Genomic DNA, 19,996 nt, shown 5'->3' on the forward strand with positions numbered 1-19,996 from the left:
GGATTCTTTTCAGAATACCTATATTTACCCGAATAACTACATCACAAATGAGAATTATTACTTTTCTATTATTATATAAATCAATTAATTAAAATGAGAAAATCTCTACTGCTATTGTTGCTTTCCATGTTGTCATGGACAGCTTTCGCTCAAGAGACTGAGACTACTGCTGATGACATGACTATTCCCGAAGACATTGATGTGGATAGTATGCTAGACAGCTTCAGCTCATTAGACAGCGTTAATCAATTCGGAGGAAAACTTGGCTACAACTTTCTTGGAGGGGAGCATTATGCGACTTTACGTCTAACGCCCGAAATCAACTTAGGCAAATGGGGTGTTGGACTGGATGTACCTTTATCTGTCAACCTACAAAACGGAAAAGTCCGTACGGAAGAATACGTAAGAGGTGTAGGTGCTTTGCGTATGGTACGTTATCTGAGATACGGTAGAAAGAAAAGAGATCCTATTCACGTCAAAGTAGGTGATATGACTGGTTCTTATATTGGATTCGGTCTTTTGATGGACAACTACTCCAATGCGACCTCCTTTGAAAGAAGAAAAGTAGGTATCACTTGGGATCTATTATTTGATAAGCGTTTCGGTATTGAAGGTTTATATAATGACCTGAACTTGACATCTATGAACTTATTGGCAGTACGTCCATACGTTAAGCCATTTGGTAAGACTCTTATTCCAATTGTACGTTCGATCGAAATCGGTGGTACGTATATCATGGACAGAGACCAAACCACTCAAGAAGGTCTTGACTTACAACAAAACTTATTGATTCGCAATGGAGGTATCACTGCTTACGGTGCTGACTTTGGTGCAACACTATTAGACTTGGGCTTTATTCGCGTAACTGCTTCTGCACAATATGGTAATATCAACAAAACAGTGACAACCTCTGATCTTACGGCCTACTATCAAGAGGAATTCAGAGCTGAGAATGCTGCTAAACCTATCGATGAACAACTTACCGGAGAAGAACTAGAGGCGGAAGTGCTAGCGATCAGCGCTGGAGAAGAAGAGGGATTCCAAACGGGAGACGGTTACGCTTTTGGTCTTCAGGCAAGAGCAAGTATCCTATTCAAGCTTCTTACGATGCAAGCGAAACTAGAGCGTGTAAAATACAATGCGCACTTTATTCCAAACTTCTTCGATATCATGTATGAGTTGAATAAGGATCAGCGACTGCTAACCCTTATGAACACTGCTCCTACATTTGGTATTTATGGAGACCTTTCGGCTACTATTCTGGGAAGTATCCGCGTAAATGGTGGTTTGATGATGCCTGATAATATTACGGAAAGCACTCCTGCTATGGTAAAAGCTGGTGTTGATGTAGTCAATGTATTGGATAAAATTGATCTTCACGCACAATATATTAAGGGAGGTCTAACAGACTGGAGTGATGCATTCACTTTGGATAACAACTCTCTGGCATACATTCGTGCAAGTTATAAAGCCTATAAGTTCCTGACAGTCGGTGTAGATTATCAGTGGACATGGCAAAAAGGTGCTGAAGGTGCTTTTGCCCCTAAGCATACAGTAATGCCTTTCTTCGGTTTCAATGTGCCTTTAATTGGCAAAAAAGACAAAGAGGTAGAAGAAGACTAAACAGGCTTGGAGTTACAGAAAGAGGCTATCTCATAACTTGTCAGTTATGAGATAGCCTCTTTTTGAATAACTATGATCATCCAACAATGGTAATAGAAATAACTCCTTGATAATAAAAAAACAATAACCTTCACAAGGCCATTTTCTCAGATTAGATTCTCTGTGGATATGACGCATATTCTCTACTAATCCCTTGGCTTTACCTATTTTTATATTTTTAATAACTTTTCATATGAAAACGGAAATTCACAAAATCGCCATGATTGCCCACGATGGCAAAAAAGCAGAGATGGTTGGTTTCTTTAAAGACCATATTGCCGTATTGCAACGCATGGACATTGTAGCTACAGGAACTACAGGAAGTCACTTACAAAAAGCAGGACTAACAGTAGACTGTAAAGCTTCTGGGCCTAGAGGAGGTGATGCACAAATCGCCGCTATGATTGTAGATGGAGAAATCGATGCTGTATTTTTCTTCAGAGATCCAATGGGTAAACATCCACACGAACCCGATGTACAGATGCTTATGCGCCTATGTGACCTATACGATGTTCCTTTGGCGACAAACCCTGCCGCAGGTCATATGTTCCTCGCTGGCATTGAAGCACAACAAGAAGCTTAATAAAAGACTGTTCATTATGTTTAATTGAGCTTCGCTCGTTCATGATGTTTAGTTGACCTGTTCAGCCTCACCTCACCTTCGGTGAGTTAAGTCTTTTATGTTTTTTGTACTTAATGAGTTTAAGGGAATCGTTCAACAACTAAACAACATGAACGTAGTTGTATAATAACTACAATTAAACCTTATGAACAAATAATTATAATACAACCATATAGCATCCTACTAACCATGAAAAATTCCACTCATCAATTACTTATGATTCGTCCAGCCTCTTTTGGCTTTAACAGTATAACTGCTCAGGACAACGCCTTTCAAAATAAAACCTCTTCACATTCTCCAGAGGGCGTTAAGCAAAGGGCACAAGCTCAATTTGATTTCTTTGTCAGCAGACTTAGAGAAGTTGGAATAAACGTCCTAGTTATAGAAGATACCAATACCCCTGAAAAACCTGATGCCATTTTCCCTAACAACTGGATCTCTACACATACAGACGGTAAAGTCATCTTATATCCTATGAAGGCAGAAAATCGCCGTTTGGAAAGAAGGGAAGATATTGTAGAGCAACTAAAAACTAAATTTCAGGTTAATTCAGTAACCGATTTAAGTACCCACGAAAAGGAAAGTATTTTTCTGGAAGGCACAGGAAGTATGATCTTTGATCGGGTCAATAAAATTTGCTATGCATGTATTTCACATAGGACTGACGCTAAACTACTAGAAGAATGGGGGGAGATGATGGGCTATGAAATTGTTTCTTTTACCTCTAAAGATGAGAACGGGCAAGATATTTATCATACCAATGTGATGCTATCCGTAGGTAGTGACCTTGCTGTCATTTGTGCAGCATCTATTCCTGATCAGGAGGAGCAAGCCTATGTACTCAACAGGTTAAAAGAAACAGGAAAGACGATTATTGATGTTTCTTTCGAACAAATGCAGCAATTATGCTGTAATGTACTGGAGGTATGTAATCAAGAAGGTGATGCCTATCTTACAATGTCCAAACGTGCTTATGATGCATTTACAAGTGAGCAAATTGAAGCCATTGAAAAGCACGTTAAAATTGTCTACTCTCCTATCCCAATCATAGAAGAGATTGGTGGTGGTGGTAGCCGTTGTATGATGGCAGAAATTTTCTTACCAAAGAAGTAATAAATCATATGGAAGAGAAAGAGTTTATCACTTATCGAACTTTTTTTTCATTGGAAGAGGCAGAAGTATTTGCCCTTCCTTTGAGAACCGAAAGTGTTCCCTATAAAATCATTGACATATCAGGCACCTATGATATTGTAGGGTATACCAATACCCGCCCGGAAATTCACTTACAATTGCACCCTGAAAACTTTGTTCAGGCTGATCGTATCATGGAAAAAGAGGCAGAGTTACATCTGGAAGAGATCGATCCCTCTTACTACCTTTTCGAGTTCAGTGATGAAGAGCTTATTGAGGTACTTCTAAAGCCTGATGAATGGGGAGCCTTGGACTATCGTCTGGCTCATAAAATACTAGCAAAGAGAGGGCAAGTCATGACTCCTCAACTCCTGGAGTACCTGAAAGAACAAAGACTCAATAAACTAAGAGCTCCAGAAGACATTACAACCTCTTGGATAGTCTCAGGTTATTTACTGACCTTCTTTGGAGGAATTATGGGAATCATTTTAGGTCAATACTGGAGATATGCCCGCAAGACTCTTCCTAATGGAGAAAGAGTCCTACTGTATAATAATCAAATCAGGAAGCACGGACTTTTTCTTATGGGAATTGGAGGCGTTATCCTAAGTATATTGCTATTACTTTTTTTACTTACTGATCAAGGCTAGCAAAAGAGGTTCCTACTCTCCTAACACAATTTTTTAGACAAAAGCCTTATATTTGCAACACACACATTAAAATAGTGCAATAATATCACAATGCGCTACAATTCGTAACACAAACATGCCAATTCCTTCTTGTAAGGTAATAGCACCAATGATTGTCTTAGAATCTCAAAAAATATCATTCATTATTTTGATTTAAAGTGAGATCCTATCAAACTAAACTAAATCTACCAAATATGAATTCAGCCAGTCTTACTCTGTTTCAGCTTATATGTGTAGCCGTCTTACCTTACACGTTAATCAAAATATCAAATTTCCTTAGAATTAGCTCAATCGCTAGTCCTGTTGTACTTTGTTACGTTACAGGTATTTTATTAGGAAACTTATTTCCTTCCTTGATTAATAAGGAGATTACCAATCTTATCACACAGGTGACGGTTGTACTGGCTATTCCTTTGATTTTATTACAATCTAATTTTAAGACCTTTTTAACTGAAGCAAGAACAACACTCCTGTCCTTTGGACTATTCAGTGGATCTGTAGTCCTTATGTCTTTCTTGGGTGCTATGGTTATGAAAAGTCAGTTACCTGAAAATTATGCTCATATTTCTGGAATGCTGACAGGAGTATATATAGGAGGTACCCCTAATATGTCTAGTATACAAATCGCAGTAGGAGCTGATGGTTCTTTATTTGGAGCACTCAACTTAGCTGATGTGATTTTGGGAGGTATTTACTTGGTATTCTTAACCAGTATTGCACCTAAGGTATTTCGATACTTTTTACCTGAAAGAAAACAAGTATTTGTAGAAAATACTGCAAAAAGTCAGCAATCTTCTACATTAAAACCTATTCCTAATTACCTATATGCTACCGGCTTTGCGATTGCAGCCGCAGGTATTTCCGCAGGCCTCAATTTTTTATTCCTAGGTACAATTAATGATGCCCTATTTATTATTCTCTTGACAGTTTTCGGTGTAGCAGCTTCTTTTATTCCTATAACCAGAAAGCTTACAAAAGCTTCAAAGCTTGGAGATTTCTTGTTACTAATGTTTTGTCTGGCTGCAGGAATGCTTTCTGATGTATCCATGATTTTAGGTAGTAGCGAACCTATCTTTATCTTTACAGGTATCGTCTTGTTTGGATCAGTCATACTACACCTTATTCTAGCTTACTTCTTTAAAATTGATGCCGATACTGTTTTAATCACGGGTGTAGCTTGCCTGTATGGCCCTCCTTTTGTTGGACAAGTAGCATCAGTGATGAATAATCGAGCTATCCTTGTTGGAGGAATGGCCATGGGCGTTGCAGGACTTGCCGTTGGAAATCTACTAGGAATTGCCGTAGCGGAAATCGTCAGTAATTTCTTTTAAATACTGGCGATATCCCTTCTTTTTCTTTTGTATGCTCGATATTTATTTGTACTTTTCGAAGTAGTGATAGAGTATTTCTCTACCCAAAAACAAGAATACTTACACAATAAATGGTCTTCTTGTTTTTTTACTACCCATAAGTGAATAAACAATCACTTATCAACCAATCAACAACAAGTTCACTACAATCGTAGTAACTTGCATTACACAACACATAAGTACAAACAACATGAACTTTCAACTTACCGAAGAGCAACTAGCCGTAAAAGAGGCTGCAAGAGACTTTGCCCAAACAGAACTACTTCCAGGCGTCATTGAGCGTGACGAGAAGCAAGTATTCCCTAGAGAGCTGATTAATAAAATGGGCGAAATGGGCTTTATGGGAATGATGGTAGACCCTAAATACAATGGAGGAGGAATGGATACGATCTCTTACGTACTAGCTATGGAAGAGATCTCCAAAGTGGATGCATCTGCCTCTGTAATGATGTCTGTAAACAATTCACTTGTATGCTGGGGATTGGAAAAATTTGGCACCGAAGAGCAAAAGCAAAAATACCTTACCCGTCTAGCAACAGGTGAAGTTATAGGAGCTTTCTGTCTTTCAGAGCCGGAAGCTGGTAGTGATGCGACTTCACAGCACACCACTGCTGAAGACCTAGGGGATTTTTACCTTCTGAATGGTAACAAAAACTGGATTACGAATGGTAAAAATGCTTATGTCTACATCGTCATGGCACAAACAGACCGTGAAAAGGGACACAAGGGAATCAATACCTTAATCGTAGAACAAGATATGGAGGGTTTTGTAGTAGGTAAAAAAGAGGACAAATTAGGGATCAGAGGCTCAGATACACATCAGCTGAACTTTAATGATGTAAAAGTCCCAAAAGAAAATCGTATTGGAGATGATGGATTTGGGTTTAAGTTTGCGATGGGTACCTTGGATGGAGGACGTATAGGTATTGCGGCTCAAGCCTTAGGCATTGCAGCCGGTGCATTAGAGTTAGCCATTCAATACTCCAAAGAGCGAAAGACTTTTGGAAAGCCAATCCACATGCATCAAGGAATTGGCTTTAAGCTTGCAGAAATGGCAACGAAAATTGAAGCTGCCAGGAATATGGTCTACAAAGCTGCCTGGATGAAAGACCAAGGAATGGACTTTTCACAGCAAGCTGCCATGGCTAAGCTTTACGCCTCTGACGTTGCTATGGAAGCTACTGTTGAAGCAGTTCAAATCCACGGAGGATATGGATACGTAAAAGAGTACCATGTAGAGCGATTAATGCGAGATGCGAAAATCACGCAGATCTACGAAGGAACTTCTGAAATTCAGAAAATTGTTATTTCAAGAGGACTTACAAGAGATTAATAAAGAAAAAGAGGCTGTCTCAGGATTTATGAGACAGCCTCTTTTTCTTTATTAATCTTTTAACTTCTATTCTACCAGTTTTCCTTGTTCTACCTTTTCTCTCAACTGCTCATTAGCATCTCCTCCTCTCTCCATCGCCTTTTTCCAATAGATTAAGGCTTTATCTTTTTGACCTAATTTAAATAATACATCACCATAGTGTTCTAGAATAACGGCTTCTTCGCTAATTGCTATAGCCTTGGCTAGAAACTTCTCTGCATTCTCATAATCCTCTGCCGCATATAATACCCAAGCATAGGTATCGATATAAGATGGATTACCTGGATATAATTCTACAAGCTTCTCAGCCATCGCTTTTGCCTTGGATAAATACTCCTTACGTAAAGACAAAAAGTAACTATAATTATTTAATACTAACGGTGCCTCAGGAGTATACCTTAAGGCTTCCTCAAAATAAGCATCTGACTTAGCGTAGTCTTTCATATGATAATATACCTCTGCCAATTGCGCATTCAACTGTCCTTTGGCTTCAGGAGTTACAGCCAAACGCTTTGCTTGTTCCAAAATCAAGGAGGCTTCCAGGTAATTTTCTTCCATCATATTCGCCTGTCCATTGAAAAGATAAAAGCTAAGGTTATTCGGAAAAATCTCCATCGCTTCTTCAGAGTGATATAGTAGCTTCTTGACATCTCGAATATTTTGGTCGATATGAAGTAGCTCACTCCAGACTTCAAAATTATCTGGATTTAGCTTAACTGATTGCTCATAATATACCTGGGCTTCTTTCCATTGTTTTTTACGAGCTAAGAAAGATCCCATGATAGCATTCAAGGAATAGCTATCAGGTGTAGCTTGAAGTGCTAACTCTGCAAAACGAAATCCCTCATCTAACTGCGCTTCAGTAGGAGAAGCTAAATACTTGGACAAAAGCGATGTTTTCTCATTAATATCCAAGTCCTCACTTTGAATTGCTTTTTCAATTGCTTCCAAAAAGCCTTCCTGATTCCCTTGTCCTCTATAGATATACCCAAGTAAAAATTGCACATTCCCATCTTCTGGGTGCTCCTGTACTAATGGCTTCAACAACTCCATTGCTTTATCATTCTGCTGATGCCCCAGTAAAATCCTTACCTGAGCTAAGCGATAAGCTGCTATATGAGGGTAAGTAGTAATTAGCTTCTCTCCCTCTTCCAATACCTTATCAAAGTCATCCAAACGAAAATAAATACGTTGTTTTTGATGAATGACCACCTCATCGACTCCAAACTTCTTTTCTACTAAATCGTATTGCTCTAATGCCTTATAGGGTTTACTCAGCATCAAGTAACAAGAAGCTTTTTCCATATACACCTCCTTATCCTCTCCTAGCTTGCGATGCTTATCTTCCAATACCTGAAGCACCTCTCCCCATTTTTCTTGTTCCTTAAAAAGCTCCTTCAAAAAATCATAATAATAAGGATTTCCCTCCTGCAGCTTTAGGGCTTGAACAACTTTATGTTCAGCTTCATCAAAAGCATTCATTTCCTTAAGACAGAGAGCTATTTGATATTTAACGACATCATTGGTGGGATCTTTCTTTTCTAAATCTTTGAATATCTTTAGTGCCTCTTCATAATCTTGAATAACATACAACCCAACCGCTCCAATAAACTCTTCTTCGTATTGGTATCGGGCTGAAATGGTAGGACCATTAGGTCCCTTGATAACTTCTGTCTTTTTTTCTTCTTTCTTCTTTTTTTTCCTGAATTGCGCCTCTACCTCTCCCGTAGGGTACAAGGTGAGCATCAGTAAAAAAAGAATACAATAAGTACTGTCTATTCTCATTATCTTGAAGGCTAATTACAAAAATTCAGGTGTCAAAAGAATGTATGTTAAATGGAAGATACAAATTCAGGGAAGCATATAAAAGAAATGCCCCTGAAGAGTTATTCTACAGGGGCATTAAAATCAAGAGAAAATCTTATTTTCTACTCTTTTACCGAAGTGAAATCTCCAATACTCAGATCCTTGGCTCTACCCACGTAGTTTACATAGTTACCTACCACTGAGTTTTCAATATTTACCTTAGCAATAACGGTATATTCTTGTACGATACTATTTTGCACGACTGCATTAGAAATCTTTGTATTCTTTCCTACAGAAACGTAAGGTCCTACTACCGCATTATTGATTTCAACACCTTCTCCAATATAAACAGGACTGATAATCACTGCATTATTTAACTTTGCAGACTCTGAGATCAAGTCTTGATCTTTAATGAAATCTAGATAATTTCTATTGGTATGCACCAACGCCTCCTTATTACCACAGTCTAACCAGTGATCAACAGTACCCGGTTTAAACTTAGTCCCTTTGGCTTTCATATTCTCCAAAGCTCCTGTCAACTGATACTCTCCACTGTTCATGATATTATTATCAATCAAGTATTTCAGTTCAGCCTTCAACTTTTCAGCTTCCTTGAAGTAGTAAATACCTATGATGGCATGATCTGAGACATACTCCTGAGGCTTCTCAATAAAGTCTGTGATTACACCTTCTTCGTCTAATTTTACCACACCAAATGCTGATGGGTCCTCTACTCTTTGAGTCCAGATAATACCATCTTGACTTCTATCGATAGTAAAGTCTGCCTTAAATAAAGTGTCTGCAAACGCTACAATCACATTTCCATCTAAAGAATCAGCAGCACAGTAAATCGCATGTGCTGTTCCTAATGGCTCATCCTGGTAGTATATTTTTCCTTTTGCCCCAAGAGATTCGGCAATTTCAATCAATTCTCTCTCTACCTCTTTTCCGAAATCACCTACTACAAAAGCAATTTCTTCTAATTTATCGTCTGACATAGCAGCCAAATCCTCCACTAAACGGTGAACAATCGGCTTACCAGCTATTTTCACAAGTGGTTTGGGTGTTGTTAGGGTATGTGGGCGAAGACGTGAACCACGTCCTGCCATAGGTACTACAATTTTCATAATGTCTTATTATTAAAAAAAGTATATTGATTGTTTAGCTACATATAAGGCTAAACATAAAATAGTAGAATTTTTGATCAACACATTATTTCTAACAAGAGTTAACCATTACCTAAAAGGTTAATGAATTAGCTCTTGCCAGTGCTTCCATAGCCTCCTGCTCCTCGATCCGTATCTGATAATACCTCAACGTTCTCCCAGGATATAGTTTCGTGTTTGGCAATCACCATCTGAGCAATGCGCTCTCCATTTACCACCTCAAAAGGCTGGTCAGATAGGTTCACTAATAGCACTTTCACCTCCCCCCTATAATCTGCATCGATCGTACCAGGGCTGTTTAAAACTGTCAGCCCGTGTTTGTAAGCTAGTCCACTACGAGGCCTCACTTGCGCCTCAAACCCGGCAGGTAGCTCCATATATATCCCAGTAGGAATTAGTTTTCTCTCCAATGGCTTCAATACGATACTTTCTTCTAAAGAAGCCCTCAAGTCCATTCCTGCAGCATGTGCTGTCTGATATTCAGGCAAGTCATGCCCAGAACGGTTAATTACTTTTATTCTCATCTATTCAGTTACTTATTAACTACCTTCCTCAACTCTTGTCGTTCTAAAAACAAAATCAACAACACAAAGGCCATTAGTATGCTATTCTTCACAAAAAATGAAGTCCAAAAATGCATTATTTCAAGGTTAAATACAACATAAGCTACTAAAACTCCCGAAAAGACATACAATAACGCATTTCCTACCTGATATGGAACAGGATAATACTTCTGTCCAAACCAATAAGAGGCTATCATCATACTCCCATAACAAGCCAAAGTAGCTATAGCACTTCCATGATACCCTAGTATAGGGATCAAGAAGTAGTTCCCTAATACGGTAATCATCGCACCTCCCAAACTTAGGAAAGCTCCAAACTTCGTGCGATCGGTTACTTTAAACCAAACCGATAAATTGTAATAAACACCGAGAAAAACATTAGCCATCAACAGTATAGGTACAACAGACAGCCCTACCAAATATTCCTCTTTACCGATCAACAAACCAGCCAACCAATCAAGGTTAGCCACTACGCCGACAACCATCATCATTAAGAATATAACGAAGTACTTCATCACTCTTGCAAAAAGCCTGGGAGAGTCCTTCTGCCCTGCCTGAGCATAGAAAAATGGCTCTGCTGCATATTTATAGGCCGTAACCCCAAGTGTTATAAAAATTGACAACTTATAACAGGCTGCATACACCCCCATAGCATAAGTACTATCCCCTTGCTCATAAAACCCTTCAGGCAACCACTTTTCCAATAAAATCTTATCCGAAGCCTCATTCACAAAAAAGGCTACTCCTATCAGTATCAATGGAAAACCATAACGATAATATTGTTGCAAACGCTTCCAATCCAGCTGAGGTCTCCATGTAATAAACTGCTTGAAGAAGGTTATGAAGATCAATACTTTCGCCAATAAATTAGCCAAAAAAGCATACCCTATCCCCAGCGATGGATCATAAATTAAATCCACAACACTTTTCCACTCCTGCAGGTATTTTCCTTCATGTATATCCCTACAAAGAATCAAGAAGAATATATTAAGCCCTACGGTAATGATCACTTCCGTAACTTTGAGGGTGGCAAAACGCAAAGCTTTTTGTTCTATCCTCAACTTAGCAAATGGCAAAACCAATAGCGTATCGACTGTAAGCAGCATCGCAAACCACTGTACATACAAAGCACTATTGTCATACCCCATCCATAACCCTATCGCTTCCGCATTAAAATACAGTAAGGAAGAAAAGAACACTGACGTAAGCATCAAAGACGTCATGATATTGTTAAAGACTCTTTCCTGCTCTTCTTTGGATGCCTTTGTGGCAAATCGGAAAAATGAGGTCTCCATACCATAGGTATACAAGGCATTGAATAATATCATATAGGCATAAAAAATAGAGATAATTCCATACCCATCTGGCGCTGCCACTCCCGTATGTATTCTTACCAACGTATAATTAATCAAACGGGCCAATACGGTACTCATCCCATAAAGCACCGTGTCTGACATTAATCTTTTCAGCATCTTTATTCTTCTCTTCAATAAAAAAAACCCGCCTAAGCGGGATATTTTCTAAAACCTTAATTGTTCGCCTCTATCGTAACGATAAAGGCGAACATATTATTATTGGCCTACAAAGTTCGGCTTTCTTTTTTCAAGGAATGCAGCCGTTCCTTCCTTAAAGTCTCCTGTTTTGCAACAACTACTAAAAGCATTCGCCTCCATATTGTAACCATCACTACTCGTTAATGAATAATGAATACAGTCAATCGCATGCGCAACTGCCAAAGGACCTTTCTTTGTGATCTTATCAATCAAATCATGACATTTCTTAAGTAATTCCTCCTGTGGCACATTGTAATTAGCCAAACCTACTCGCTCTGCTTTTTCGGCACTGATCATATCTCCTGTTGTGATCATTTCATAAGCCACTCCCTTCCCTACCAACTGAGGTAGACGCTGCGTTCCTCCGTAAGCCGGGATAATTCCCAGAGATACTTCAGGCAACCCAAACATAGCGTTATTGCTCGCCACTCTCATATGACACGCCATTGCCAACTCGCAACCGCCACCTAAGGCATATCCATTGACTGCTGCAATCACAGGTTTTGGACAATGCTCAAACTTCGCAAAGACTTCTTGTCCTCTTTCCGAAAACTTTCGGGCGTTTAGTTCGTCCAACTCTGCAATCTCAGAGATATCAGCACCGGCTACGAAAGCTTTTTGTCCTTTCCCAGTGACAATAACAGCTCTAATTTCATCTTTGTCATAAGCAATTTGAATAGCTTCCTCTAGCTCTCCAATAGTTTTTGCATTTAGGGCATTGAGTTTTTCTTCTCTGTTGATTGTGATCGTAAGTACTCCCCCGTTTTGGTCTAGTAATAGATTTTGAAAATCCATGCTACAGTGTTATTATTTTGATATGATACAGCAATCGATGCTATTTTTCCTTATTCCGTTCAACAAGGATATAATAATATTACAAAATTATCCATTATTTCGACTAAAAATACGCCTTTTTTACAGAAAACATGCTACTTATTGGCAGTAGTTTCTATCCATATCCGTAAGCATATTTTCAGACATTGACACCGATTTCTGGAGATAAGTACAAGCCTTTCTTTTATCTTTCAGGCCTTTATATAATAAATACTGATAGTAATTAAGTTTAGGGGTAAACTGATTCAAGGTTGCTGCACTATCCAAATATACTTTAGCTTGCTCCCAATTGCGCTCTTGTAAATAAGTAATCCCCATATTACGCAATGCTTCAGAGTTATCTTTTTGATAAAACAAAGAGACCTTTAAATCTTTTCTACTCTCTTCTATTTCTCCTGACAATGCCAATACATAAGCTCGGTTACTTCTGTAATAAGGATGAGCAGCATTAATATTCAATGCTTTTGTAAGGTATTTGATAGCTTTATCGTAATTTTTCTCTTCAATCGCTACCATTCCAATATTATTTAAGGCGTCTGCATGTTTTGGATCCTGCACTAAAGCCTTTTGAAAACTTTCTTCCGCCAAGTCGTATTCTTGACGACTAAAATGTACATACCCTTTATTTACCAAAGCAGACGTATTTTCTGGCTGCAACACAATCGCCTCCTCAAAATCAAGCAACGCCCCTTCTGTATCCCCCAATTGTTGTCTTGCCATTCCTCTGTTAACATATAGATTCACTGTACGCAAACCAACCTGCTCTGCCTTGTTCAGATCCTCTAAAGATTTCTGATATTTACCTACCTCAAAATAAGCTATTGCCCGGTTAAACAAGGCATCCTTAGAGGTGTCATTCAATACCAATGCTTGCTGGTAGTCTTCTAAAGCTTCTTCCAGGTTTCCTAGTTCAGCATAAGCAACTCCTCTGTTGATATACGCCTCACTAAATGTGGAATCTAAACGAATGGCTTCTGAGAAATCTCTGGCTGCTTCCTGAAAGGCCCTTTTCTCAAGCTTCGACTTCCCTTTTAAAAAGAATTGATCCCGTTCTGACTGCAATGAACAACTTACAATAAACAATCCTAGAAGGGCTATACTAAGGAGGTGAGATAATCTATTTCTCATAGTGTAATTGGTAAAATGTATATCATTTTACACAGGGCGATGCCCTGTGCTATGGTTGGCGATACCTTGTGCTATATTGACAATATTTGCGCTATACTATATATTTTTCTAGCAATCTTTGATAGGACAAGGAATTGGTTTTGTAGGATCAAATTTCTTCATTTTTCGACGACTGTGACACGAACTCATACTCGTTCCCAATACTCCTAACAGGAGCATTCCCATCATAACTTTTCTCATGTTTGTTCTCATTTTCTTCTGATTTATTTAAAGGTTTCAAATATAACTAATAATACTACAACTTTAAATAATCTATCCTGTTTGGTACAAAGAGGAGCACACAGGAAATAGCAAAAACTTTTTACCTTTACGTTTTATAGATCATCCATACTTACAGTATCACAAATGGTCATGTGCAATAGTAGTCTCCTTATTCATTTGTATAAAAATAATTCAAAATAGATCTACTTGTTATGGAAAATATCAATCGTATCCCGGTCACGATCATCACAGGTTTTTTAGGTGCAGGGAAAACCACATTACTCAATCGCATTATTGCAGAACACCCTAACAAACGCTTTGCCATTATAGAAAATGAGTTTGGAGAAACAGGGATTGACAACGACCTGGTGGTTGGCATAGAGGATGGAATCTTTGAAATGTCTAACGGTTGTATTTGTTGTACGCTCAGTGAAGAGCTGCACGAAACACTCAATAAACTGCTGCAGCAAAGTGATAAGTTTGATCACTTACTAATAGAGACCACTGGTATTGCTGAACCTTCTAGTATCGCTATGCCATTTACCACCGATCCGTTGGTGCAAAAGTATTTCTACCTTGACGGAACAATATGCCTGGCCGACGCGCAATATTTGGAGGACAGTCTGAAGGATGACGAAAATGCTGTACAACAGGTCACTTTCGCAGACCTTATACTACTTAACAAGAAAGAGTTAGTCGCAGAAGGGTATTTAAAAGAAGTCAAAGAAGTGCTTAAGAAACTTAATCCTTATGCTGATATCCTTACCACCCAAAATGCAGACTATGGTAGTAAGAAGATTTTGGATCTTAAGGCCTACTCTCCGGAAAAGGTAGAGGAAAAAAGCTCTTTTATACCTGCTCATCACCATCACCATCACCATCACATTGTCTCTCATAGCATTACGGCAACAGGAATGGTAAACCCTCAGGAGCTGGAATACTGGCTAACGGTTTTATTACAATTGCAGGGAGAGGCCTTTTATCGTATTAAGGGAATATTTCATTTCCCCAATGAAGATCGAAAAGTCATCTTTCAAGCCGTTCGTAATCAATCAGCAATCACCTTGGGATCCCCTTGGAGACCGGAAGAGGAACGTACCAACCGCATGGTCTTTATCGGAAAAGAATTAAACACTAAAGTACTGGAAAGACGCTTCAAACAATGCTTATTGAAAAGCTAATACAGTGAATTACGGAGATACATTTGTACTTTTAAGGATTAATTTCTACCTTTGCGCACTCGAAAATGAGTAATCATTTTTATTTAAATTAATGTAATACCTTATTAGGTAATTAAGTTATGAGTATGAAAAACTATGAGGCAGTCTTCATCGTAACGCCTGTGCTGAACGATGCCGAAATCAAGGAGACTGTCGAGAAGTTCGAGAACTTCTTGAAAGAAAATGGTGCTGATCTTTACCATTCTGAGACGTGGGGTATGAAAAAATTGGCTTACCCTATCAACAAAAAGACAACTGGTTACTACCAATTGTTCGAGTTCAAAGCTGAGCCTACGTTGATCGAGCGTTTCGAGATCGAATTCAAGCGTGACGAGAAAGTTCTTCGCTTCTTGACAGTACACCTAGACAAATACGGTGTAGAGTTCAACGAAAGAAGAAGAAACGGTAAATTGATTAAAGATCAACAAAAAACTGAATCAGCATCATGACATTACAGAACGAACCGATCAACAGAAAAGAGCAGACTGCAAAGTACTGCCGTTTCAAAAAGTATGGCATCAAGTACATCGATTACAAAGATGCTGACTTCTTGATGAGATTCTTGAACGAGCAAGGTAAAATCCTTCCAAGAAGAATCACTGGTACTTCATTGAAATACCAAAAGAGACTTGCGAAGGCTGTTAAGAGAGCTCGCCAAATCGCTTTGCTACCTTACCTAGCAGACGGTTTGAAGTAATTTCTATTCTATCTGACAAATACATTTAAAGTATATACAACAATGGAAATCATCCTAAAAACCGACATCAAAGGTGTTGGCTATAAGAATGACCTGGTTGATGTGAAGCCTGGATACGGTAGAAATTACCTAATCCCTCAAGGTTATGCAGTACTAGCTACAGAGCAAAACAAAAAAGTACTAGCAGAAAACATCAAGCAAGCTGCTCACAAAGTAGAGAAAATCAAGAAAGATGCTGAGGCTTTGGCTGCTAGCATTGGTGAGTTGACATTGACTATCGAAGCTAAAGCTGGTGAGTCTGGCAAGATCTTCGGTGCAGTGACTCCTCTTCAAATTTCTGACGCTTTGAAATCTAAAGGTTTCGAGGTAGACAGAAAGAAAATTGGTTTCACTTCTGAAGTTAAAGTATTGGGTACTTACACTGCAGTACTTGACCTTCACAAAGAAGTAGAGCACTCTATCACTGTTGATGTAGTAGCAGCTCAATAATTACAATACATTGTTTTCTGCCGTGAGGCAGTATGTTAAACAACCTGTATTGCTATAAGTTTTTTCCGATTGAGGCGGTGTATCTTTGAGATATATCGCCTCTTTTGGTTTTAATGCCACAAAGAGAATCAAAAAGCCCCAACTCCAAAATAGTTAGAGTTGAGGCTTTCTTTTGTACTTACACCTAACCAAACTAATATCCAGGAAGTACCGCCTTGTAATTCACTATAGAATAAGGCTTATAGGCCTCATTTTCGGCGTAAATAGGGACTTCATCTCCATTGTGTATTAATTGCACTATAATTTTATCATCTTTACTACGATGATATCTTGTAAAATAAAACTCGTACTCTTGTCCATTAATTAAAAACAATAGCTTGTAGTCGTATAGTGTTTGCTGATCTTGAAAAAATATTGAATGCTTAGTTTTTTCTACCCACCAATCATATTTTAGAGAGTCTCTCCCATCTGATCGATAGGCTCCCTCAATATAGGTAACATTACCAAGTTCGATTCCTTCCCATGGGATAAATGTGGTATCGTAAAGGCCATTGTGATCTCTTGTTACTGATAACTTAAATATTGAATCTTTTTCTATAATACCTTTCCCTATCAATGAGTTTCCATTTTGATCAGTAAACTCAATAAAATGTCTCAATGATGCATAATCACCTATCCCCTCTTGTTGACAAGCGAGGCACAGGCAGCTTACCAATATGGTATAAATAAGATACTTCTTCATGTTTCAATAGTTTTATGTTTGTTTTTTAGTTTGAGTCATTCACACCAATACGCATATAAAAAGCATACAGTATAACAAAACATTAAGCCTAACAATGACTATTCTACAAAATAAACTACTCTTATTTAAAAATTAACAACTGAGTTCAATTTTAACTATCAATACCCTAAAGTCATGATTATTATATTGGATTTTGAGTCACTACTATATTTCGTCAAACCTATTACCTTTGTAGCGGAAAGTTGATATAGAATTTATTTTTTCCACATAAACCAACTTTCTATACTTAGGTTGGCACAACTTATTAATGGCAAACTAAAACAACTTTGTTCACATGAGATCACCCCTCATTTTTTTCATTATTTCCATATTGGCACAACTCCATAGTCTTGGACAAATCCCCCTACTACATACTCGCTCTGTCAACTTCGGGAAAGTTCCAAAAGACACTACCCTAACCTATACCTTTCACTACACCAATGTAGGCACAAGCACTTACCAACTCTACGACTTATCCGTTGATTGCGGATGTACCCAAGCCCACTTAGAAGACAAACCTATCCCCCCCAAAGAAAAGGACTCATTTACCTTGAGTATCAACACCGAAGGAATGGATAGCTATATTCGAAAAGAAGCTACCCTTATAGACAACTCTGGCTTCTCCCAGACGGTAAGTATAGAAGCTACTATTACCAACGCCCCCATTACAGATTCTTCAAGAATTATAGATGAGAACAAAAAGCCTTTCTTACTCTTTGACCATACGGAAAAAGAACTTATTTACAATAAAGAAGGGCTACTGACCACCACATTTCGATATACCAATACGGGAAAAGAAACATTATTTATTGATGAGTTAAAAAGCGCTTGCTATTGCTTGAATGTACAGTGGAGTAAACAAACAGTAGAAAGTGGAGACATTGGAGAACTAACGATAACCGTTCATCCAGATGACTTCCCGGGCTTTGAGCATTACTTTACCGTAAAAAGCAACCATATAAACGGTAAACAGTTATTAAAGTTAACGATGCCGCTGTAGCAGTGAGCAGTGAAAAATATATTTTTTATAATAAGATAAACTATGGCAATCCTTGATTCTACTCCTTTCAGACCTCCAATGATGCATTTCAATGGACATATGCAAACCATCTTACCAGCTAAACTACGAAAGGTAGAAGGAGTAAACTACACCCCTCAACGTCTTGAGCTAAACGATGGGGATTTCCTAGACCTTTCCTGGTCCAAAATAGGAAGCGACAAACTATTGATCATTACCCACGGACTAGAAGGAGGTAGCGACCGACACTATTGCCACGGACTGGTAAAAATTTTCAATGAAGCTGGATGGGATGTTTTAGCATGGAACTACCGTAGCTGTAGTGGCACAATGAATAGACTGCCTCGTTTCTATCATAGTGGTGATACTGGTGATATTGACCGTGTCGTACAACATGTGGTTGCTACTTATAACTACCACAACATTTCTTTGGTGGGGATTAGTATGGGAGGTAGTGTGACCTTAAATTACTTGGGGAATAAGAAACATGATATCCCTTCTTCTATACAAGCGGGTGTTGCGATCTCTACCCCTATCCACCTAAGCAGCAGTTGTGACAAACTGGAGACTTTCGGAAGCTTGATCTACAATAAAAACTTTATGTATGACCTCAACAACAAAGTAAGAATCAAGGCCAAAATGCTTCCTGGGCAAATCGATGCCTCTCTTATCGAAAAACATAATATCAAGCGACTAAGGGAATTTGATGAGTATTATACTGCTCCCCTGCACGGATTTAAGGATGCTAATGATTATTACGAAAAAGCCAGTTCGCTATACCAACTGGAAAACATCAAGCATCCTACCTTGGTCATCAATGCCACCAATGATCCTTTCCTTGGAACTCCTTCTATTCCTTATGATCTTCTCAGAAATCATAAATATGTAGACTTGGAAGCTCCTAATAAAGGTGGACACGTCGGTTTCTGCATTGCAGGGGAGAAAGAAACTTACACGGAAAAGAGAAGTTTGACATTTTTGGGGAAGTTTTAAGGCCGCGCCACTGGCGCGGCCTTAGGGCTTAGCCACCCTCAAATACTCACCGCCGTCCCTGTAGCCACCACCATCAACATCCCTCCATTCTGTCCTACGGTCTCATAATCCAAATCAATTCCAATAATTGCATTCCCTCCCTTTTCCTTCGCTTGCAACTGCATCTCTTTCAAGGCTTCTTCCTTTGCCTCTTTCAGTACGCGTTCATAGGAAGAAGATCGCCCTCCAATAATATCACGAATACCAGCAAAAAAATCCTTCATAAAGTTCGCCCCGATAATCGCTTCTCCTGATACTAATCCATGATATTGCTGTACTGGATGTCCTTCAATGGTGTTTGTGGTGGTCATTAACATTGTCTTGGTGTTTAGGTTAAGAATTCAACTTATAGAAGTTAGCCATAATCATGCAGTCATAAAAGAAAGATCTATTGTATAGTTTTGGAAACCTTAGCATATGGTCAAAGAGCGATTTTATCTATGATACTCCAATTGCTCTCTCAAAGGATCGTAACCGATAAAATCTGAATTCTTTGACTAGGTTCTTCTTAATTATTCTTTTACCCTATCGTCGGGGCGACCACAAGGGGCGCCCTTCCTTCTTCCTTCTTCCTTCTTCCTTCTTCCTTCTTCCTTCTTCCT

Annotated in this window: 20 protein-coding genes; 12 read left to right on the forward strand and 8 right to left on the reverse strand. The window is 38.7% G+C overall.

Annotation, left to right across the window (positions count from 1 at the left end; genetic code table 11):
* Positions 1–93 precede the first annotated feature (93 nt).
* The 6 genes from ABD985_RS11735 (at position 94) to ABD985_RS11760 (ending at position 6,807) form a co-directional block, all read left to right on the forward strand.
* Complete coding sequence (locus ABD985_RS11735; RefSeq protein ID WP_345371939.1) at positions 94–1,623, forward strand: hypothetical protein; 1,530 nt, start codon at positions 94–96, stop codon at positions 1,621–1,623.
* A 232-nt stretch (positions 1,624–1,855) separates the two neighbouring features.
* The gene (locus ABD985_RS11740; protein ID WP_345371941.1) at positions 1,856–2,245 is read left to right on the forward strand and encodes a methylglyoxal synthase; all 390 of its coding nucleotides are present in this window, start codon (positions 1,856–1,858) and stop codon (positions 2,243–2,245) included.
* 228 nt (positions 2,246–2,473) lie between these two features.
* The gene (gene ctlX / locus ABD985_RS11745) at positions 2,474–3,397 is read left to right on the forward strand and encodes a citrulline utilization hydrolase CtlX (RefSeq protein WP_345371943.1); all 924 of its coding nucleotides are present in this window, start codon (positions 2,474–2,476) and stop codon (positions 3,395–3,397) included.
* A gap of 8 nt (positions 3,398–3,405) precedes the next feature.
* A complete protein-coding gene (locus tag ABD985_RS11750; RefSeq protein WP_345371945.1) occupies positions 3,406–4,065 on the forward strand; it encodes a hypothetical protein in 660 nt (219 codons plus the stop codon).
* A 233-nt stretch (positions 4,066–4,298) separates the two neighbouring features.
* Complete coding sequence (locus tag ABD985_RS11755; protein WP_345371947.1) at positions 4,299–5,435, forward strand: DUF819 family protein; 1,137 nt, start codon at positions 4,299–4,301, stop codon at positions 5,433–5,435.
* 229 nt (positions 5,436–5,664) lie between these two features.
* On the forward strand, positions 5,665–6,807 hold the full coding sequence (locus ABD985_RS11760; RefSeq protein ID WP_345371949.1) for an acyl-CoA dehydrogenase: 1,143 nt from the start codon (positions 5,665–5,667) through the stop codon (positions 6,805–6,807).
* Between the two features lie 66 nt (positions 6,808–6,873).
* Here the strand turns inward: ABD985_RS11760 and ABD985_RS11765 are convergent, their stop codons facing one another.
* The 6 genes from ABD985_RS11765 to ABD985_RS11790 all read right to left on the reverse strand — a co-directional run bounded on the left by ABD985_RS11765 (position 6,874) and on the right by ABD985_RS11790 (position 13,896).
* Positions 6,874–8,631 carry a tetratricopeptide repeat protein gene (locus ABD985_RS11765; protein WP_345371951.1) on the reverse strand — a complete coding sequence of 586 codons (1,758 nt, stop codon included), beginning with the start codon at positions 8,629–8,631 and terminating at the stop codon, positions 6,874–6,876.
* Positions 8,632–8,774: 143 nt separating this feature from the next.
* A complete protein-coding gene (locus tag ABD985_RS11770; protein ID WP_345371953.1) occupies positions 8,775–9,779 on the reverse strand; it encodes a sugar phosphate nucleotidyltransferase in 1,005 nt (334 codons plus the stop codon).
* A 128-nt stretch (positions 9,780–9,907) separates the two neighbouring features.
* On the reverse strand, positions 9,908–10,342 hold the full coding sequence (gene dut / locus ABD985_RS11775) for a dUTP diphosphatase (RefSeq protein WP_345371955.1): 435 nt from the start codon (positions 10,340–10,342) through the stop codon (positions 9,908–9,910).
* Between the two features lie 8 nt (positions 10,343–10,350).
* The gene (locus ABD985_RS11780; protein ID WP_345371957.1) at positions 10,351–11,853 is read right to left on the reverse strand and encodes a lipopolysaccharide biosynthesis protein; all 1,503 of its coding nucleotides are present in this window, start codon (positions 11,851–11,853) and stop codon (positions 10,351–10,353) included.
* A gap of 99 nt (positions 11,854–11,952) precedes the next feature.
* Positions 11,953–12,729 (reverse strand): enoyl-CoA hydratase/isomerase family protein, encoded by a 777-nt coding sequence (locus tag ABD985_RS11785; RefSeq protein ID WP_345371959.1) that lies wholly within the window; start codon positions 12,727–12,729, stop codon positions 11,953–11,955.
* Positions 12,730–12,867: 138 nt separating this feature from the next.
* On the reverse strand, positions 12,868–13,896 hold the full coding sequence (locus ABD985_RS11790; RefSeq protein WP_345371961.1) for a tetratricopeptide repeat protein: 1,029 nt from the start codon (positions 13,894–13,896) through the stop codon (positions 12,868–12,870).
* Between the two features lie 473 nt (positions 13,897–14,369).
* Between ABD985_RS11790 and ABD985_RS11795 the strand changes: the two genes are divergently transcribed.
* The 4 genes from ABD985_RS11795 to rplI all read left to right on the forward strand — a co-directional run bounded on the left by ABD985_RS11795 (position 14,370) and on the right by rplI (position 16,563).
* The gene (locus ABD985_RS11795) at positions 14,370–15,338 is read left to right on the forward strand and encodes a CobW family GTP-binding protein (RefSeq protein WP_345371963.1); all 969 of its coding nucleotides are present in this window, start codon (positions 14,370–14,372) and stop codon (positions 15,336–15,338) included.
* A gap of 119 nt (positions 15,339–15,457) precedes the next feature.
* Positions 15,458–15,826, forward strand: coding sequence for a 30S ribosomal protein S6 (rpsF, locus tag ABD985_RS11800; RefSeq protein WP_345371965.1), 369 nt, complete (start codon positions 15,458–15,460; stop codon positions 15,824–15,826).
* Entirely contained in the window at positions 15,823–16,074 is a 252-nt protein-coding gene (gene rpsR, locus ABD985_RS11805) for a 30S ribosomal protein S18 (RefSeq protein WP_345371967.1), read from the forward strand. The genes rpsF and rpsR overlap by 4 nt, the downstream gene beginning before the upstream one ends.
* Positions 16,075–16,116: 42 nt before the next feature.
* Positions 16,117–16,563, forward strand: coding sequence for a 50S ribosomal protein L9 (rplI, locus tag ABD985_RS11810; RefSeq protein ID WP_345371969.1), 447 nt, complete (start codon positions 16,117–16,119; stop codon positions 16,561–16,563).
* Between the two features lie 193 nt (positions 16,564–16,756).
* Here the strand turns inward: rplI and ABD985_RS11815 are convergent, their stop codons facing one another.
* On the reverse strand, positions 16,757–17,305 hold the full coding sequence (locus ABD985_RS11815) for a hypothetical protein (RefSeq protein WP_345371971.1): 549 nt from the start codon (positions 17,303–17,305) through the stop codon (positions 16,757–16,759).
* A gap of 334 nt (positions 17,306–17,639) precedes the next feature.
* Here ABD985_RS11815 and ABD985_RS11820 point away from each other — a divergent pair, with 334 nt between their 5' ends.
* Entirely contained in the window at positions 17,640–18,344 is a 705-nt protein-coding gene (locus ABD985_RS11820; protein WP_345371973.1) for a DUF1573 domain-containing protein, read from the forward strand.
* Between the two features lie 42 nt (positions 18,345–18,386).
* Entirely contained in the window at positions 18,387–19,355 is a 969-nt protein-coding gene (locus tag ABD985_RS11825; protein WP_345371975.1) for a YheT family hydrolase, read from the forward strand.
* A gap of 38 nt (positions 19,356–19,393) precedes the next feature.
* Here ABD985_RS11825 and ABD985_RS11830 read toward each other — a convergent pair whose 3' ends face one another.
* Positions 19,394–19,711, reverse strand: coding sequence for a YbjQ family protein (locus ABD985_RS11830; RefSeq protein WP_345371977.1), 318 nt, complete (start codon positions 19,709–19,711; stop codon positions 19,394–19,396).
* Positions 19,712–19,996: the final 285 nt, after the last annotated feature.

Origin of the sequence: Algivirga pacifica (assembly GCF_039543525.1) — a bacterium.
GTDB classification, from domain to species: domain Bacteria; phylum Bacteroidota; class Bacteroidia; order Cytophagales; family Flammeovirgaceae; genus Algivirga; species Algivirga pacifica.

Coding starts and splice junctions, on each gene's coding strand:
- ABD985_RS11735 (WP_345371939.1), top strand. CDS start 94: ATGAGAAAATCTCTACTGCTATTGTTGCTTTCCATGTTGTCATGGACA.
- ABD985_RS11740 (WP_345371941.1), top strand. CDS start 1,856: ATGAAAACGGAAATTCACAAAATCGCCATGATTGCCCACGATGGCAAA.
- ctlX (WP_345371943.1), top strand. CDS start 2,474: ATGAAAAATTCCACTCATCAATTACTTATGATTCGTCCAGCCTCTTTT.
- ABD985_RS11750 (WP_345371945.1), top strand. CDS start 3,406: ATGGAAGAGAAAGAGTTTATCACTTATCGAACTTTTTTTTCATTGGAA.
- ABD985_RS11755 (WP_345371947.1), top strand. CDS start 4,299: ATGAATTCAGCCAGTCTTACTCTGTTTCAGCTTATATGTGTAGCCGTC.
- ABD985_RS11760 (WP_345371949.1), top strand. CDS start 5,665: ATGAACTTTCAACTTACCGAAGAGCAACTAGCCGTAAAAGAGGCTGCA.
- ABD985_RS11765 (WP_345371951.1), bottom strand. CDS start 8,631: ATGAGAATAGACAGTACTTATTGTATTCTTTTTTTACTGATGCTCACC.
- ABD985_RS11770 (WP_345371953.1), bottom strand. CDS start 9,779: ATGAAAATTGTAGTACCTATGGCAGGACGTGGTTCACGTCTTCGCCCA.
- dut (WP_345371955.1), bottom strand. CDS start 10,342: ATGAGAATAAAAGTAATTAACCGTTCTGGGCATGACTTGCCTGAATAT.
- ABD985_RS11780 (WP_345371957.1), bottom strand. CDS start 11,853: ATGCTGAAAAGATTAATGTCAGACACGGTGCTTTATGGGATGAGTACC.
- ABD985_RS11785 (WP_345371959.1), bottom strand. CDS start 12,729: ATGGATTTTCAAAATCTATTACTAGACCAAAACGGGGGAGTACTTACG.
- ABD985_RS11790 (WP_345371961.1), bottom strand. CDS start 13,896: ATGAGAAATAGATTATCTCACCTCCTTAGTATAGCCCTTCTAGGATTG.
- ABD985_RS11795 (WP_345371963.1), top strand. CDS start 14,370: ATGGAAAATATCAATCGTATCCCGGTCACGATCATCACAGGTTTTTTA.
- rpsF (WP_345371965.1), top strand. CDS start 15,458: ATGAGTATGAAAAACTATGAGGCAGTCTTCATCGTAACGCCTGTGCTG.
- rpsR (WP_345371967.1), top strand. CDS start 15,823: ATGACATTACAGAACGAACCGATCAACAGAAAAGAGCAGACTGCAAAG.
- rplI (WP_345371969.1), top strand. CDS start 16,117: ATGGAAATCATCCTAAAAACCGACATCAAAGGTGTTGGCTATAAGAAT.
- ABD985_RS11815 (WP_345371971.1), bottom strand. CDS start 17,305: ATGAAGAAGTATCTTATTTATACCATATTGGTAAGCTGCCTGTGCCTC.
- ABD985_RS11820 (WP_345371973.1), top strand. CDS start 17,640: ATGAGATCACCCCTCATTTTTTTCATTATTTCCATATTGGCACAACTC.
- ABD985_RS11825 (WP_345371975.1), top strand. CDS start 18,387: ATGGCAATCCTTGATTCTACTCCTTTCAGACCTCCAATGATGCATTTC.
- ABD985_RS11830 (WP_345371977.1), bottom strand. CDS start 19,711: ATGTTAATGACCACCACAAACACCATTGAAGGACATCCAGTACAGCAA.